Below are 15,615 nucleotides of genomic sequence, written 5' to 3' on the forward strand. Positions count from 1 at the left end.
CCACGTCGTCGACATCCGCGTCCTCGACGCCACGGGCGACCGGCCGCTCGTCGAGGTCGCCCGCGCGCCCCGCCTCCACGGCCTCCCGACCGCCCCGCCCGAAGCAGCCGCCCGCTGCGCCCTCCTCGGCCTGGCTCGCCGGGGTCCGCGGATCCGGATTCACGCTCCTCGTGATGGGCATCATGATCCTGGCGGTCGTGGTCCTCGCCCCGAGCATCAAGAACTTCGTGGAGCAGCGCGCCGAGATCTCGGAGCTGCAGCGTTCCGTCGACGCGGCCAAGACCCAGTCGCAGAACCTCGACGAGGAGCGCAGCCGCTGGTCCGATCCCGCCTACATCCGCGCGCAGGCCCGCGAGCGCCTCTATTTCGTGATGCCGGGCGAGGTCAGCTACCTCGTCCTCGACGACATCGCCGTGGCCCAGCAGTCCGAGCAGCCCGCGAGCGACTCGGTGCAGGAGACGGCCTCCGACTGGGCGGGCTCCCTGCTCTCGTCGATCGCCGTCGCCGGGCTCGGCGACCCGACCACCGCGGAGCTCGCCCCGGCTCCGTGAGCGGCTCCGGCGTAAACTGGACCGTTCTTCCCGCAGACCCCCTGGAGCACGCCGTGACCACGCCCCCCTTCGATCCGCCCACCGAGCGGGACATCGCCGTGGTCTCCGCCCAGCTCGGCCGTCCCGCTCGCGACGTGGTCGGGATCAGCGCCCGCTGCGTCTGCGGCAACCCGACCGTGGTCTCCACCAGCCCGCGCCTGAGCGACGGCACCCCGTTCCCCACCTTCTACTACTTGACGCACCCCGCCGCGACCGCCGCGATCTCGCAGCTCGAGGCGACCCGGGTCATGGTCGAGTACAACGAGCTGCTCGCCGGCGACGAGGAGCTGCGCGAGGCCTACGCCGCCGCGCACCGGGCGTTCCTGGCCGACCGCGAGAGCATCGGCTCCGTGCCGGAGATCGCAGGCATCTCCTCCGGGGGCATGCCCGTCCGCGTCAAGTGCCTGCACGCCCTCGCCGGTCACGCGCTGGCCGCAGGCCCGGGAGTGAACCCGATCGGCGATCTCGCGCTCGCCCGCGCCGACTGGTCTCCCGAGTCGTGCGAGTGCCGTCCGTTCGAGGACGGGCACGTCGAGGGCTGAGGCTGGCCCTCCTACCCGACCTGCCGATCGGCGCGCTCTTCGCTAAGCTGATTCCCAGTCGGGGTCAGCGCTGCCACCCGCGTCGAGAGCGGGCACTTCGCGTTGAGCAGGGTGATCCGCATGGTCCATTCCTCTGGAGAGAACTTTGCCCAAAATCCTGATCGTCGGAGGCGGCTACGCCGGTTTCTACACCGCGTGGAAGCTCGAGAAGTACCTGCGACCCAACGAGGCAGAGGTCACGATCGTCGACCCGCTGCCCTACATGGCGTACCTGCCGTTCCTCCCCGAGGTCGCCGCCGGCTCGATCGAGCCGCGCCACGCGATCGTGTCGCTCCGTCGTCACCTCAAGAAGACCGCGATCCTCGCCGCCAAGGTCACCAAGATCGACCACGCGAGCAAGACCGCCACGATCACCCCGACGGTCGGCGAGCCCTACGACTTCGAGTACGACCAGATCGTCGTCACCGCCGGTTCCGTCTCGCGCACGTTCCCGATCCCGGGCGTCGCCGACAACGCGATCGGCCTCAAGACGATCGAGGAGGCGACCGCCATCCGCGACCGCATCCTCACCAACTTCGACAAGGCGGCCACCCTGCCCGCCGGTCCCGAGCGCTCGCGCCTGCTGACGGTCACGGTCGTCGGAGGCGGCTTCGCCGGCATCGAGGTCTTCGCCGAGCTGCGCTCCTTCGCGAGCGCGCTGCTCAAGCGCTACCCCGAGATCGACTTCGAGGAGACGCAGTTCCACCTCGTCGAGGCGATGGGGCGCATCATGCCCGAGGTCGCGCTCGAGACGAGCCACTGGGTCCTCAAGAACCTCGACCAGCGCGGGGCGACGGTGCACCTCGACACCCAGCTGAAGTCCGCCGAGGGCGGCGTCATCGAGCTGTCGACCGGTCAGACCTTCGAGTCCGACCTGATCATCTGGACCGCCGGCGTCATGGCGAACCCGTCGATCAAGAACTCCGACTTCCCGATCGAGGAGCGCGGGCGCCTGCGCGTGCGCGCCGACCTCCGCGTCGGCCACGACGACGTCCTCGTCGAGGGCGCCTGGGGTGCCGGCGACGCGACCGCCGTCCCCGACCTCACCGGAGGCGGAGTGGGCGGCTACTGCGTCCCCAACGCCCAGCACGCGGTGCGCCAGGGCAAGCTGATGGCGAAGAACATCGTCGCCGTCCTGCGCGGCGAGACCCCGAAGGACTACTTCCACAAGAACGCCGGAGCCGTCGCCGGTCTCGGCATCGGAGTCGGCGTCTTCCAGTCGGGCAAGATCGCGATCAAGGGCTTCCCGGCCTGGGTCATGCACCGCGGCTACCACGGTCTCGCGATGCCGTCGTGGGAGCGCAAGCTCCGGGTGGTCGGCGGCTGGGCCGCCAACCTGGTGCTCGACCGCGACATCGCCTCGATCGAAGCCCGCGAGAACCCGCGCGGCTCCTTCGAGACCTACGCGTCGCGTCCGCGTCCGGCGGCCCCCGCCGCCGCTCCGGCCGAGACCCCCGGCCCCGCCGGCGCTCCCGTCCCCGTGGGCGGCGAGCCGGCCAAGTCCTGACGTCCCGGTGGGAGGCGCGAGCGATCGCTCCTCCCATCGGCCGCCCCCATAGCCCAACGGCAGAGGCAGACGACTTAAAATCGTTTCAGTCTGGGTTCGAGTCCCAGTGGGGGCACTCCTCTCCTTCTCGCGTCACGCGATCTTCTTCGGCAGTCCGTGAGACGGGCACCGCGGCCGCCGTCTCGGGGCCCAATCGCCGCACACTCCGGCTCGAGGTGGCGAAGGCCGTGGCGGCCAGGATGGCGGCGGCGCAGCCGAGGAGCGTGCTCCGGGTGCCGTGGATCTCGGCGAGCGGGCCGACGAGGGCCTCGCCCAGCGGAACGGCGACGAACGAGCCGACCATGTCGTAGGAGTAGACGCGCGCCAGCGCCTCGCGGGGGACGTGGGTCTGCAGCGACTGGTCCCACGCGATCGCGAAGACCTCGAGTGCGACACCGCCGAGAGCGAAGGCGACGAGCAGCACGGTCAGCTCCGGGGCGATGGCGAGGGTCGCGACGGGGACCGCCGTCAGCGCCATCAGCGCCACGCCGATGCCGAGTGCTCGGCGCGGGCGCCAGCGGAGGGCGAGCAGGGCGCCGAGAGCGAGGCCCAGTGTCTGCGCGGCGATGACCAGACCCCAGGCCGCTCGGCCGAAGGAGGCGTCGGCGATCACCGGCCCGAGGACCGTTGTCGCGCCGACGAAGGCGGCGTTGAGGACGGTGAACTGAGCGACGACGATCCACACCCAGCGCCGGCTCGAGAACTCCCGCCAACCGTCGCGGAGATCGCTGATCACGCCTCCGCCGGTGGCGTGGGGCCGATCATCGCAGGGCGTGCGAATCCGCGCGTACAGGGCGGCGGCGACGGCGAAGCCGGCGGCATCCACCGCCAGTCCCCACCCCGGCCCGACGACGGCGACGAGTGCCGCTCCGCCGGAGGCGCCGACGATGCTCCCTCCGTTCAGCCCGAGGCGGAGCAGGGCGTTCGCCGGGCGGAGGAGGTGCTCAGGCACGGTCTCGGGGACCATCGCCGCGGCGGCCGGCAGGCTCACCGCGGCGACGGCACCGTTGAGCAGGCTCAGGACGACCAGGACCCCGAGCGTCGCCGTTCCGTTGATGACGAGAGCGGCGACGAGGCACTGCGTCGCGGCAGCGGCGAGCGAGGACCCGACGAGGACGATCGAGCGGGGGAGCCGGTCGGCGATCACTCCGCCGAGCAGGAGGACCGCGACGTTCGCGAGCGAGCGTGCGGCGACGACCAGGCCGAGGTCCACGGCCGACCCCGTCAGATCCAGGACGGCGAAGGTGAGGGCGAGGGGAGCGAGCGAGTTCCCGAGGATGCTGGTCGAGCGGGCCGCGAGCAGCCACCGGAACGGGCGGTGGGTGAGGGGTCCGCCTCGCGCCGGGCCGGGGGAGGTGGCGGTCGCCATGGCCCGCGTCACGGTCGCCGGAGGGGGAACAGCACGGCCGACATCGACACCGGTCCGGTTCCAGGGGTCCGCGGAGTGCGCGCAGCGGCGTGCAGCAGAGCGGAGGCCTCGCCGACGTGGCGGACCACTCGCCGCCAGGTCTCGGGGTCGACCCAGAGCTCGGCGTCCGTGGACAGCTGGGGGCCGTCGATCCGCTGTCCTGCGCGGCGCCTCAGCTCCTCGATCAGTGCGTCGAGGTAGGCGCTGTGGTCCTCCCGCGAGACCGCCCCGCGCGGCTGATCGACGTCGAAGGGGAGAGCGGAGGTCTCGTGCCGGTACCGCTTGGCCTCGCCGCCGCGCACCCGCACCGTCTCGACCACACGGACGAGGCCGGCGCGCTCCAGGACCCGCAGGTGATAGCTCGCGGTCGCCTGCGAGAATCCGAGCTCACGACCCGCCTCGGCAGCGCTGAGGGCGGCTCCGGTGACCAGCGAGAGCAGCCGGAGCCGGAGCGGATGCGCGGTGGCGCGCAGTTCGTCGAGGGAGGACATGCCGCCATCGTCACTCGCGAGCGAACGACCGTCAAATGTCCCTTTGGGGGTCGGGTGAACCCCTCCCGCTCAGCGACGGAGCGTCGGGCAGCGGTCGACGCTAGGCGGCGCGGGCATGCGCGCTCTTCTCGAGGGGCACCGCCGCCTCGAGCATCGGCGTGCTCAGCAGCGCGGCCTCGATCACGCCGGTGAGCTCGCCCGGTGCGCAGTCGGCGCACAGCACGACGAGGTCGTCGACATCACCCGCTCCGGAGCGGTCGAGGACGAGGGAGTCGGTTCCGCAGCTTCCGCATTCGATCATGCGGGTACCGTACGTCCGACCTCCGACATCGGCGGGAGGGGGCTCGGCGGGTCGGTCGGCGGATACCGCCCGGTCCCGGAGCCGTCAATCCCCACCCCCGCCCGCCGACCTCCCCTAGAGTCGTCACCAGGCGGTTCTCGCGCCCGTTCGGAGCGCCTGCGCCTCGGTCGCGGGGGTCGGTTCGGCCGGATCACCGGGGGACGCGCTCGCCGAGTGCGACCCTCCTTTCGTGCCCGCGGGCACCGTCACGTACCGCCCGGCGACGGGCGGCAGGAGGCCTCCATGGGGAAGCTGCTCTACGGCGCCTCGGGCGTCGAGATCGAGTTCGACGACCGAACGCTCACACACGTCCAGATCGTGATCGCCAACAAGCTGCGGCGGCGCGAGAGCTTCTTCTTCTCCTGGCGCGACGACCCCGCGGTCGGCGACGGGCGCTCCAGCATCTGGCTGGACCCGACGGTGCCGCTGTACTTCAAGTACTTCGGCGGGCGGGTGCCCTCGATCAACCGCACCTGGATCGACCTGCTCACCGTGTCGGCGAACTCCTCGGGCGGGCTCCAGCTCGTCCAGGAGCCCGACGCCGCGCCGACCCCGCCGCCGAAGGGCGAGCAGGGCGCCTGACGCGCCCGGGCCCGCTCGTCCTGCACCGCCCGACCCCTTCATCCCAGGAAGAGCGATCATGAAGCGCGAAGTCTCGGCCCACCTCACCCTCGACGTCGCGCAGCCCGCGATGCTCGTCTTCTCGATCGCCGTCGCCTCGGCGTACGGTGCGCGCGAGACGCTGTCGATGTCGGTCGACGATCGACCGGTCTCTCCGCGCGAGGTCCTCGATCAGCACGGCACCCGGCTGCACGTGCTCGAGGCCGAGCGCGGTCGGCTCGTCGTCGACTACAGCGCGAGCATCGAGGGGCGCCTCGGCCCCCTCGACGGGGAGGAGGTGGACAGGCTGCGCTACCTGCGCCCCAGCCGCTACGCCGAGTCCGACATCCTCTCGGCGACGGCCCGCGCCGAGTTCTCGGGACTCTCGGGGCAGGATCTCCTGGGCGCCGTCAGCTCGTGGGTCGGCACCCGACTGGCCTACGTGACGGGCTCGAGCCTGCCGACGGACGGAGCGGAGCGCACCCTGCTCGCCCGCCGTGGCGTCTGCCGCGACTTCGCGCACCTCGTCGTCGCCCTGCTGCGCGCTCTCGATGTCCCGGCGCGCCTCGTCGCCGTCTACGCCCCCGGGCTCGCGCCGATGGACTTCCACGCGGTCGCCGAGGCGTGGGTCGACGGCGAGTGGCACGTGGTCGACGCGACCACCCTCGCCCCGCGACCGAGTCTCGTGCGGATCGCCACAGGGCGCGACGCGGCCGACACCGCCTTCCTGAGCGTGTACGACGGCATCGCGACGCTGGGGGAGCTCGTCGTCAGCGCGGTCGCCGACGTCCTGCCCGACGACGACGTGCGCCGTCTGGTCACGATCGGCTGAGCCGGCCGCTACTCCGGATCCACGAAGCGGCGCCACGCCCAGATCGACGTGCAGACCGCCCCGAAGGCGACGACCGCGAGGACCGAGGGCCCTGCGCCTCCGTCGGTCGACCACGCCGTGATGGTCGGGGTCAGCAGGAGGAAGAGCACGGTCGTCGACAGCAGCGTGAGCCCCAGCCAGAGGGCCGGCGACCAGCGCAGGATGCTCTGACCTGCTGGGCGCCCGACCGGGAAGAGCAGGACGACGCTCGAACCCACGGCGAGCAGGGTGGTCGCGCTGAGCACCTCCGCGCCGAGAACGGCGACGAACGTCCCGTCGGCCGGCACGAGGGCGGAGGCGCCCCAGGCGAGTCCGCCGAGTGCCAGGAGGGACACGACGCGGGCGGTCGCCAGCTTGGCGCGATCGATGGCGGACGCGCCCTCGGGCAGCAGGAGCCCGATCACGACGCCGAAGAGGAACGCGGGGTCGAGTCCGGCGAAGCGCGAGAGCAGTGCGGCGCCTCCGACGAGCAGCAGCGCCCGGGGCGAGGCGGCGACACCGATCCCGGGGAGGCCGAGGCGGCGTCCCAGCACGGCGGGCACTCCGGCCGCGACGGCGTTCACGAGAGCCACGGCGATGATCACGGCGATCAGGAGCCGGAGGTAGGCGGGCTGCCCGTCGACGCGTCCCGACAGCAGCACGAGGCCCGCCGCGCAGCCGATCATCCCGATCACCATCGTCCGCTGCGAGGGGGCGGCGCGCTCCGGCCGGTCCTCGAACTCGATGCGGGCGCGGTTGCGTCCGGTGAGCCGCCAGGTGCGCGGCGCTCGGGGCGCGCGGCCCGCGACGGCGAGACGGGCCGGAACGACCACGAGGGCGAGGGAGGCGATCGCCAGAGCGAGCGAGCGCATCCAGTCGGCCATCGTCACGAGCGGGGCGCCGGCGGAGAGCGCCGTGGTCATGCCCGTCGCGGCGCTCCAGCCGCCGGGCGCCGATCCGCCGTCCGGCGGGGTGACGGGGGCGGGAGGCCCGTCCGTCGGGGCCGCACCGGGAGCGGGTGCCTCGGTCGCGCCGGGTGGCGCACTGCCCTGCGGGGTCGTCGGCGCGGTCTGGCCGGGTCGCGACGGAGTCGCGGTGGCGGAGGGACGCGGCGTGGTCGACTGCGGAGTCGGCGACGACGAGCCGGGAGAGCCCGACGGACTCGCTCCCGGACCGGTCGCGCTCGCACTCGGAGTCGGCGCGGTCGCCGACGGGGTCGGGCTCGTCGTCGCCGCGAAGGTGACATCGAGCCAGGGGCTCGGCGAGCTGTAGTTGCCGGCAGCGTCCCCGGCGATCGCAGACACGCGGTGCGCGCCCGCCGTGATGGTGCCTCCGGTGCAGGTCCAGACGCCGCCGGTCACCGCGGCGTCGCAGGTGTTGACCCGGTCGACGTAGACGAAGGCGCGCGTGCCGTCGACTCCGGTGCCCGTGTACACCGCGCCGGTGAGGGGGAGCGCGGCGCCCGCTGCGGGAGACGTCACGGTGGGCGCGTCGGGTTCGACGGTGTCGACGACGAGGGTCACCGCGGCACTCGGCGGTGAGACCGCGCCACCGGCGAAGGAGGCGGTCTGCGTCGCGGTGACGCGGTAGCTCCCGGCTGCGGGAGTCGGCGCGAGCTGGCAGAACCAGCGGCCCGAGGAGTCGGCGGTGGCCAGGCACGAGGCGCCGCCGTCGGAGGTCGCGGCGACGCCGGCTCCGGGGTACGCCGTTCCGCTGACGGAGCCCGCGGAGGTCGCCGAGCCGTCGACGGATTCGATCACGGGCGGACCGAGGACGGCGACGCCGACGCTCGTCGAGGTCGTCCCGCCCGCTGCGAGAAGCTCGACGGCCGTCAGGGTGAAGCGGCCGTCGGCGAGCTCGAACGAGCAGCTCCACGTGTCGTCGGCCGCGACCGTCGCGATGCAGGCCGGGTCGCCGCCCGCCTGAGTGCCGACCTGGATCTGGTCGCCGGCCGTCCCGGTGCCGGTCACGGTGATCGAGCGGCCCGGGAGGAGAGTGCCCGAGGCGGGCGAGGTGATCGTGAGCGGTGCGGCCGCCAGGGCGGACGGGGCGATCAGGCCTGCCGCAGCGCCCACGGTGGCGAGGACGAGCGCGAGGAGGACACCCGACCTGCGGGATCGGCGGAGCCGACCCATCGGGACGCCCGATGAACCCCCCGGCACTGCCACGTCGACGCTCGCTATCACGTTGCGTCCATTGCACGGGGGCGCACGGGCAGTGTCAAGCGCGCCGCACCGTCGTTGCACGATGTACATCGACGGAAGGGGGGTGCTCCTCCGCGCGGAGGAGTGGTGGTCGGGTCGGGAGAGCGCTTCCGCGACAATATACCCATCCCACTAAGGCTCGGAGGAGAAGATGCGCGAGGACGAGGCACGCGGGCGCGATCGGCAGCAGGTGCGCGCCGAGGCCGTGCGCTTCGACGACCCGCGCGAACTCGGGCGGCTGCTGCCGGCGGGGCTGCGCATCGGGCTCGCGCAGAGCGCCTTCCAGACCGAGGGCTCGCTCGAGACCGGCGGGCGCGGACGCTCGGTGTGGGATGACTTCGCGCTGCGCCGCGGGACGATCGCCGAGGAGGCGACGCCCGAGATCGCGACCGACTTCTTCCTCCGCTGGCGCGAGGACCTCGCCCTGATGGTCGACCTCGGCATCGACGAGCTGCGGCTCTCGATCGCGTGGCCGCGCCTCCAGCCCGAGGGGCGCGGCCCGATCGATAACGGCGGCATGGGCTTCTACGACCGCGTGCTCGACGCTCTCGCCGAGGCGGGCCTCCGGGTCGCGCTGACCCTGCACCACCGCGACACGCCCTCGGCGCTCAGCGGCGGGTGGATGAACCGCGACACGGCTCTCCGCTTCGGCGACGTCGCCTTCGAGATCGGATCGCGTCTCGGCGACCGCGTGGCCGACTGGATCACTCTCGATCAGCCGTCGACCGTGATGCTCGAGGGCTATGCGCTCACGAGGCAGGCTCCCGCCGCCGGGCGGCTCTTCAACGCCCTGCCCGCGCTGCACCACCAGCTCCTCGGTCACGGAGTCGCCGTCGAGGCGCTCCGGGCCGCCGAGGTCGCCGGGCGCATCGGCCTCGTGGACGCCCTCGCTCCGGTCGAGCCCGCGAGCGAGTCGGAGGAGGACGGCGCCTGGGCCGCGCTGGCCGACGTCCTGCGCAACAGGCTCGTCGCCGACGCCGTGCTGACGGGCGCCTATCCGGCGGGGCCGGGGGAGCTGCCGCCGTTCCTCGAGGCGCTGGAGCGCGTCGATCCGCGCGACCTCGAGCGGATACGCGCCCCGCTCGACTTCTACGCCGTGGCGCCGCTCGCGCCGCAGCGCATTGCGGCCGGGCGCGATCCCGCCGCGCCGGTCGGGGTGGGTGCGCCACCCGCGCTGCCGTTCCACGAGCGGCCCTGGCCCGAGCTCGACCGGACCGGCGACGGCTCACCGTCCGCCCCGTGGGCGCCGGTGGCCGTGCTGCGACGGCTGGTCGAGCGCTACGGCGACTCCCTTCCTCCGCTGGTCGTCACGGCACTCGGAGCGAGCTACCCCGACAGCATCGACCGCCACGGCGCGATCGTCGACACCGAGCGCATCCGCTGGCTCGGCGCGCACCTCGGGGCGCTCGCCGAGGCCGTCCACGAGGGGCTGCCTCTCGAGGCGGTGCAGCTGTGGACCCTGGTGGACGCGTTCGAGTGGCAGCACGGCTACACCCGCCCGCACGGACTCGTCGCGCTCGAGCGCCACGGCGCCGATCGCGTCCCGAAGGCCTCGTTCGACTGGCTGCGGCGGGTGCTCGACGCCCGCTCCTGACGACGCGGCGTGCGAGACTGCCGCGATGCAGAGCCTCCTCGCCCTCGCCTCGATCCTCCACGCCGAGCCGGGGGCCGTCCTCGCGGCGCTTGCTGAGGTCGTCGCGGACGACGACGGCGCCTGGGTGCCCGCCGGCGACTCGCTCGAGCGCCGGCTTCCGGTCGTCGGGCTCGAGCAGTGGCGCGTCCTGCCCGACGAGGAGGGCTCGCGGGTCGAGTTCGAGATCGTGGCGTCGGCGGCGTCGTCCGCTCTCGCGGGTGTCCTCGCGCGGAGGCGGATCCGCGCGGCGCCGGAGCGGTTCCGCGCCGTCGTCACCGCCCTCGCCGACCGCGTCGAGGAGCGCTGAGGGCGGCCCTGTCACCAGAAAAGAGGATTGCTCACCAAAGAGGTTCTCGGGAAACCTGGCAGCGAACACTTCCTCACGACTGGAGACGATGATGGCGCTGTCAATGAAGATGCGACTGATCGGGGCGACCTTCGCCGCGTTGGCTTTCACTTAGCGGTTGCCCCTCCAGCAGAAGCGGCGAGCGGCCCAGGCGGTCGTGTTATCACCTGCACGGTGAAAGTGCAGTATCCGCACAACTCGTCTCATGTCGGCGGCACGATCAATGTCCCGTCCGACATCAAATGCACAAATGGGGTCGACTCGATCCACTCGTCAACCGGTCTTCGTGGTACTCAGTCCGCGAATGGCTGGAAACAGAAGTACAACGACTTCTACGTCTCGTCAAACGCCGCCAAGCCTTGCAAGAACGGCACCTACTGGGGAGTCGGCTCTGGAACAGTGACCTTCCCTTCGGGCTACCCTCCCCGGGCCAGAACATGGAGGGCGGCGGTGCCACGAGGGCCGTCGACTGCTCGAAGAGGTCGTCTGTCGACAGCGCCGATTCGACGGCGAGTGATGGGGCGGTGTACTACCAGATCACTGCAACCGCTGAGGGAGGTCGATGAATGCTGGAACCCTGGTCCGACGTCGGGCCATCTGAATGGGTGACTCGAGGGTCGACCGACACGCGTCTCACGGTCGGTGGTCTCATACCCGCGAAGTACCCCGCGTATGCGCGGGTGCTGCACTCCGTTCCTCCGGACACATGGTCGTCTCTCGCGGCTCGTGCGGGCATCCCTCTATCGCCGACAGTGCAGTGGGATCACATCGACGTGTCGTCGGAGGGAGAGCCATCTGGACTGGCTCCGCGCGTCGGCTTCCTTCTCCCGGACGACGCGCGACGCCTCTCCGCCGTTCTCGAGGCGCAGACGACGGCTCCTGACTCGTGCTGGTTCGGACTCTGGGAGGGCTGGGCCGACGCCGTGGCTCCTCGAGAGGCGGCGATTTTCGCATGGTCGCTGAGAGATCTAGCCCTCTTCCACGGGGCCGTCGACGATGTGCTGGGATTCCCTGGCGAGCGAACTCCCGCGGTCTGGTGGCCAGAGGACCGCTCCTGGTTCGTGGTGACCGAGGTCGACTACGACAGCACCATCGTCGGCGGCACGCAGGCGTGCATCGATGCCGTCGTCGGCTGCTGTCTCGAGGTATTGCGCATCGGGCCTGAGGACGATCTCCTGCTCCGTTGAGAGGCCTGGCCGCGGCCCCCGTCCGGGGAATGCCTGAGCAGTTCTCGCTGTTATCTCGTGTGACGGGCCGGGGCTTCGGAGCTCCGTCCACAGGACCGCTCGGAGGAGCACGAGGCATATGGCAGGAACAGGCATCAGCAAGGCACGGGGATCACGCGGCGGCGACGAGGAGATCGTGTACCGCCGGCACGCCAACGGCCGCGGCATGGTCGCGCCCGGATCGCGAGTGGCGGCCACCGCCTACGTCGAGACGGGCGCGTACGTCGAGCCCGGGGCGAACGTCGGCGAGCGCGCCTGGATCGGCGCAGGCAGCTGGATCGATCGCGACGCCATGATCGGGCACAGCGCCTTCATCGGCGCGAACGTGCACGTCGGGCCCGAGGCGATCGTCGGCCCCGGCGCGCGGATCGGCAGCTACTCGAGGATCGGCGACTCCGCGGTCATCGCCACCGGTGCACGAGTCGACCGCGACACGTTCGTGGCTTCCGGGAGCCGGTTCGGTCTCGACGAGAGCGCTCGCGAGTCCGGCAGCCGCGCCGCGTAGCACCACCACGACGACCCTGTTCCGCGGGCTTCCAGAAGCCGCGGAATAGGGTCGTCGTCATGTTCGAACTCCATCACCTCAGCGCTCAGGAGCAGTGGGACTGGCTGCAGCGCGGCGAGGTCACCCCGCTCGAGCTCACCGAGCACTACCTCGCCCGCATCGAGCGTCTGAACGGCGAGTTGGGTGCCTTCACGACCGTGACGGCCGAGGCGGCGCGCGAGCGGGCGGCGTCGCTCGCCTCCGGTGCTCTGCCGTGCACTGCGGCGCTCTGGGGACTGCCGAGCGGTGATAAGGACCTCTGGCGCCGCGCGGGGGTGCGCACCACCTTCGGATCGCGACTGCGCGCGGACTTCGTGCCGGACGCCTCCGATGAGATCGTCGACGCGCTCGACGCCGCGGGGGCGGTCAGCCTGGGCAAGACGGCGGCGCCGGAGTTCGGCATGCCGTCGTACACCGAGAGCCTGGTCGGGCCGCCGGCGGTCACGCCCTACGACACCCGGCTCGGGGCGGGCGGGTCCAGCGGAGGCGCGGCGGTCGCCGTGGCCGCGGGCCTGCTCCCGTTCGCGCCGGCCTCCGACGGGGGCGGGTCGATCCGCATCCCGGCCGCGGCCTGCGGACTCGTTGGGTTGAAGCCGTCGCGCGGCCGGGTGCCCGCTCTCTCCGGAGTCGGTGGAGTCGGCGGGCTCACGGTGGCCGGACCGATCGCGCGCTCGGTCGCGGACGCGGGGCTGCTGCTCGAGGGGCTGCTGGAGCGCCGGAACGGCGTGATCCCCTCCCGGTACGCGCTGTCGGCGCCGGGCGACGGGGACGGCTCGTTCCTCGGTGCCGCGGTGCGCGGGGAGGGGCGGTTCCAGATCGGTGTCCTCACACAGTCACCGTGGGACGACACCCACGAGATCGGTCTCGCACCGGAGGCTCGCGCGGCGCTCGAGGAGGGCATCGCTGCGCTGGACGCGCTCGGTCACGGCCTCGAGGAGGCATCGCTGCCTCCGAGCGCCGCCTATCCCGACGCGTTCCGCACCCTGTGGCAGAGCGGTGCCGCCACGCTGCCCGTCGAGGGGGACGACCTCGACCTCCTCGAGGCGCTCACGCGATGGCTCGTGACGGAGGGGCGCCGCCGCTCCGCCCGCGCGATCATGGAGGCCGCGGGCGTGCTGTCGGCGTACGAGCGCGCCGTGATCGCCGCCTTCTCGGGATTCGACGCGGTGCTCACGCCGTCGATGACCATGACTCCGCGCCCCGTCGGCTGGTACGACGCGGAGGATCCGGAGCGCAACTTCGCGCAGCAGGTGCAGTACACGCCCTACACGTCCTTCGTGAACGTGAGCGGGCTGCCGGCGATCGCCCTCCCGCTGAGCGTCACCGAGGGCGGCCTGCCGATGGGCGTCCAGCTGATCGGGCGGCCGGGCGGCGAAGCGGTGCTGCTGTCGATCGGCGCGCAGCTCGAGCGGCGGGCGCGCTGGCAGCGGAGGCATCCGCCGCAGTGGTGACACCCTGCGCTGCGACACCCGGTGGATGGTCAGCCTCCGGCCGTTGTCGCTGAGGTTAGGCATGCCTATACTTACCTACAAATGTGCATGTTCGAGGGACGCGAGACGGACGCCGTGGCGGCGCCGTCGGTCGACGCCAAGCAGTTCCTGATCGCCGGCGACGAGACCGTCGTCCCGTGGATCCAGAGCATCCTCGACGATCTCCCGGCGAACGCCCGCGGCCAGGTCTTCATCGAGGTCGACGACGCCCGCGGACTCCCGCCGCTCGCCGCGCCGGGGCGCGTCTGCGTGACCTGGCTCGGCCGGTCGACGCGATCGGGTGCGCCCGGTACTGGTGCGCTCTGCGGCCGCGGCGAAGCGCTCGACCGAGCGGTCCGCGCCTGGGTCGGCGAGATGTCGGTGGTCGATCGCGACTATCCCTGGGCCGACGACCGTCACGACTTCTGCGCGTGGATCGGCGGTGCCGGACCGCTCGTCGCCGAGCTCGCGTTCGATGTCGAGGTGCGTCTGCGCGTGTCGGCCGAGCACGCGACGCGCTCGCTCTGATCCCGCCCTCGTGGATCCGGCGATTTAGGTAAGCCTTACCTCTCGTGCGATACTGAGGCGATGCCTCCGACGACCGACGCCCCCGCCCGCCCGGCCTACCGGCCGTTCCTCGCCACCGTCGCCCGCGCGACCAGGATCGCGCCGCACTTCATCCGCGTGACGCTGACCGGCGACGAGCTCGCCGCAGTCGGCTGCACCGGCCCCGACCAGCGGATCAAGCTCGTCGTCCCGACAGCGACGTCGAGTGCCGAGGACTTCATGGGCTCCGTCGCCGATCCGGCCGGCCCCGACGGCCTCGCACCCGACTGGTACACCCGCTGGCGCGACCTGCCCGACGAGCAGCGCAACCCGCTCCGGACCTACACGATCAGGGCGACGCGCCCCGAGGCGGCCGAGGTCGACGTCGACTTCGTGGCGCACGGCGACACCGGGCCCGCCTCGGCCTGGGTCGAGTCGGCGGCGCCGGGGGCGCGCGTCGTCATCATCGCGCCCGACTCGCGCTCCGAGATCGCCGGCGGTGGCGTCGAGTGGCATCCCGGGGCGGCGACCACGCTGCTCCTGGCCGGAGACGAGACAGCCGTCCCCGCCATCAGCGCGATTCTCGAGAGCCTCGCCGAGGATGCGACCGGCGCGGCGTTCCTCGAGGTGCCGACCGCCGAGGACCGGCTCGCGCTGCGCCACCCCGCCGGCGTGAGCGTCACCTGGCTGGTCCGATCGTCGGGAGCGGCTCCCGGCGCCGCGCTCGGCTCCTCCGTCCGCACGTGGGCGACCCGGTTCCTGACGGCGCACCACCGCGGCGTCGAGGTCTCCGATGTCGACGTCGACAGCGAGATCCTCTGGGAGGTCCCGGAGGAGAGCAAGGACCCGGGCCTCTACGCGTGGATCGCCGGCGAGGCCGGCGCGATCAAGCTGATCCGCCGCTGCCTCGTGACCGAGCTCGGCCTCGACCGCCGGCGCGTCGCGTTCATGGGCTACTGGCGCACAGGTCGCTCCGAAGCGAACTGAGGTCGCGGGTCTCCGCACGGCCATCTGCGGCGTTGTCGTCGGTTGCGATACCTCCGGTATCGCGCCCTCCTCCGCCTTGCAGCTGACCGCGCGGAGACCCGCGATGACGGTGCGGGCCTCCGCACGGCCATCTGCGGCGTTGTCGTCGGTTGCGGTACCTCCGGTATCACGCCCTCCTCCGCTTTGCAGCTGAGCGCGCGGAGACCCGCGATGACGGGCACCTCCGAGCAGGGGTGTGAGGAGACCCCGGTGGC

16 protein-coding genes and 1 tRNA gene are annotated in these 15,615 nt (G+C 72.3%); 13 read left to right on the plus strand and 4 right to left on the minus strand.

Annotation, left to right across the window (positions count from 1 at the left end; all coding sequences use genetic code 11):
- The first annotated feature begins 173 nt into the window (after positions 1–173).
- From ASG06_RS11210 to ASG06_RS11225, 4 genes are all read left to right on the plus strand, one after another.
- Positions 174–551: an FtsB family cell division protein gene (locus ASG06_RS11210; protein ID WP_082499197.1), complete on the plus strand. Its 378-nt coding sequence runs from the start codon at positions 174–176 to the stop codon at positions 549–551.
- A 53-nt stretch (positions 552–604) separates the two neighbouring features.
- Positions 605–1,132 carry a DUF501 domain-containing protein gene (locus ASG06_RS11215; protein ID WP_056042026.1) on the plus strand — a complete coding sequence of 176 codons (528 nt, stop codon included), beginning with the start codon at positions 605–607 and terminating at the stop codon, positions 1,130–1,132.
- Between the two features lie 145 nt (positions 1,133–1,277).
- Positions 1,278–2,678, plus strand: coding sequence for an NAD(P)/FAD-dependent oxidoreductase (locus ASG06_RS11220; protein ID WP_056042028.1), 1,401 nt, complete (start codon positions 1,278–1,280; stop codon positions 2,676–2,678).
- A 42-nt stretch (positions 2,679–2,720) separates the two neighbouring features.
- A tRNA-Leu gene (locus ASG06_RS11225) sits at positions 2,721–2,793 on the plus strand.
- Here ASG06_RS11225 and ASG06_RS11230 read toward each other — a convergent pair.
- The 3 genes from ASG06_RS11230 to ASG06_RS11240 all read right to left on the minus strand — a co-directional run bounded on the left by ASG06_RS11230 (position 2,764) and on the right by ASG06_RS11240 (position 4,917).
- On the minus strand, positions 2,764–4,086 hold the full coding sequence (locus ASG06_RS11230; RefSeq protein ID WP_082499198.1) for an MFS transporter: 1,323 nt from the start codon (positions 4,084–4,086) through the stop codon (positions 2,764–2,766). The genes ASG06_RS11225 and ASG06_RS11230 overlap by 30 nt on opposite strands.
- Before the next feature lie 8 nt (positions 4,087–4,094).
- On the minus strand, positions 4,095–4,616 hold the full coding sequence (locus ASG06_RS11235) for a winged helix-turn-helix domain-containing protein (RefSeq protein ID WP_056042030.1): 522 nt from the start codon (positions 4,614–4,616) through the stop codon (positions 4,095–4,097).
- Positions 4,617–4,716: 100 nt separating this feature from the next.
- Positions 4,717–4,917, minus strand: a complete 201-nt coding sequence (locus tag ASG06_RS11240; protein ID WP_056042033.1) for a hypothetical protein — start codon at positions 4,915–4,917, stop codon at positions 4,717–4,719.
- 282 nt (positions 4,918–5,199) lie between these two features.
- Between ASG06_RS11240 and ASG06_RS11245 the strand changes: the two genes are divergently transcribed.
- Both ASG06_RS11245 and ASG06_RS11250 read left to right on the plus strand, forming a co-directional pair.
- Positions 5,200–5,538 carry a DUF7882 family protein gene (locus ASG06_RS11245; protein ID WP_056042036.1) on the plus strand — a complete coding sequence of 113 codons (339 nt, stop codon included), beginning with the start codon at positions 5,200–5,202 and terminating at the stop codon, positions 5,536–5,538.
- Positions 5,539–5,596: 58 nt separating this feature from the next.
- Entirely contained in the window at positions 5,597–6,388 is a 792-nt protein-coding gene (locus ASG06_RS11250; RefSeq protein ID WP_056042038.1) for a transglutaminase-like domain-containing protein, read from the plus strand.
- A gap of 8 nt (positions 6,389–6,396) precedes the next feature.
- Here ASG06_RS11250 and ASG06_RS11255 read toward each other — a convergent pair whose 3' ends face one another.
- Positions 6,397–8,541 (minus strand): hypothetical protein, encoded by a 2,145-nt coding sequence (locus ASG06_RS11255; RefSeq protein ID WP_056042039.1) that lies wholly within the window; start codon positions 8,539–8,541, stop codon positions 6,397–6,399.
- A gap of 220 nt (positions 8,542–8,761) precedes the next feature.
- Between ASG06_RS11255 and ASG06_RS11260 the strand changes: the two genes are divergently transcribed.
- The 7 genes from ASG06_RS11260 to ASG06_RS11290 all read left to right on the plus strand — a co-directional run bounded on the left by ASG06_RS11260 (position 8,762) and on the right by ASG06_RS11290 (position 15,361).
- Positions 8,762–10,204, plus strand: coding sequence for a glycoside hydrolase family 1 protein (locus tag ASG06_RS11260; protein ID WP_056042042.1), 1,443 nt, complete (start codon positions 8,762–8,764; stop codon positions 10,202–10,204).
- 25 nt (positions 10,205–10,229) lie between these two features.
- Positions 10,230–10,550: a hypothetical protein gene (locus ASG06_RS11265; protein WP_056042044.1), complete on the plus strand. Its 321-nt coding sequence runs from the start codon at positions 10,230–10,232 to the stop codon at positions 10,548–10,550.
- A gap of 791 nt (positions 10,551–11,341) precedes the next feature.
- Positions 11,342–11,776: a hypothetical protein gene (locus ASG06_RS11270; RefSeq protein ID WP_056042047.1), complete on the plus strand. Its 435-nt coding sequence runs from the start codon at positions 11,342–11,344 to the stop codon at positions 11,774–11,776.
- A 118-nt stretch (positions 11,777–11,894) separates the two neighbouring features.
- Positions 11,895–12,320, plus strand: a complete 426-nt coding sequence (locus tag ASG06_RS11275; RefSeq protein WP_056042049.1) for a hypothetical protein — start codon at positions 11,895–11,897, stop codon at positions 12,318–12,320.
- Positions 12,321–12,379: 59 nt separating this feature from the next.
- On the plus strand, positions 12,380–13,810 hold the full coding sequence (locus ASG06_RS11280; RefSeq protein WP_056042051.1) for an amidase: 1,431 nt from the start codon (positions 12,380–12,382) through the stop codon (positions 13,808–13,810).
- Between the two features lie 87 nt (positions 13,811–13,897).
- Positions 13,898–14,356 carry an SIP domain-containing protein gene (locus ASG06_RS11285; RefSeq protein WP_056042053.1) on the plus strand — a complete coding sequence of 153 codons (459 nt, stop codon included), beginning with the start codon at positions 13,898–13,900 and terminating at the stop codon, positions 14,354–14,356.
- Positions 14,357–14,416: 60 nt separating this feature from the next.
- On the plus strand, positions 14,417–15,361 hold the full coding sequence (locus tag ASG06_RS11290; RefSeq protein WP_056042055.1) for a siderophore-interacting protein: 945 nt from the start codon (positions 14,417–14,419) through the stop codon (positions 15,359–15,361).
- Positions 15,362–15,615 lie beyond the last annotated feature (254 nt).

This window comes from Rathayibacter sp. Leaf185, assembly GCF_001423885.1.
Lineage (GTDB): Bacteria > Actinomycetota > Actinomycetes > Actinomycetales > Microbacteriaceae > Rathayibacter.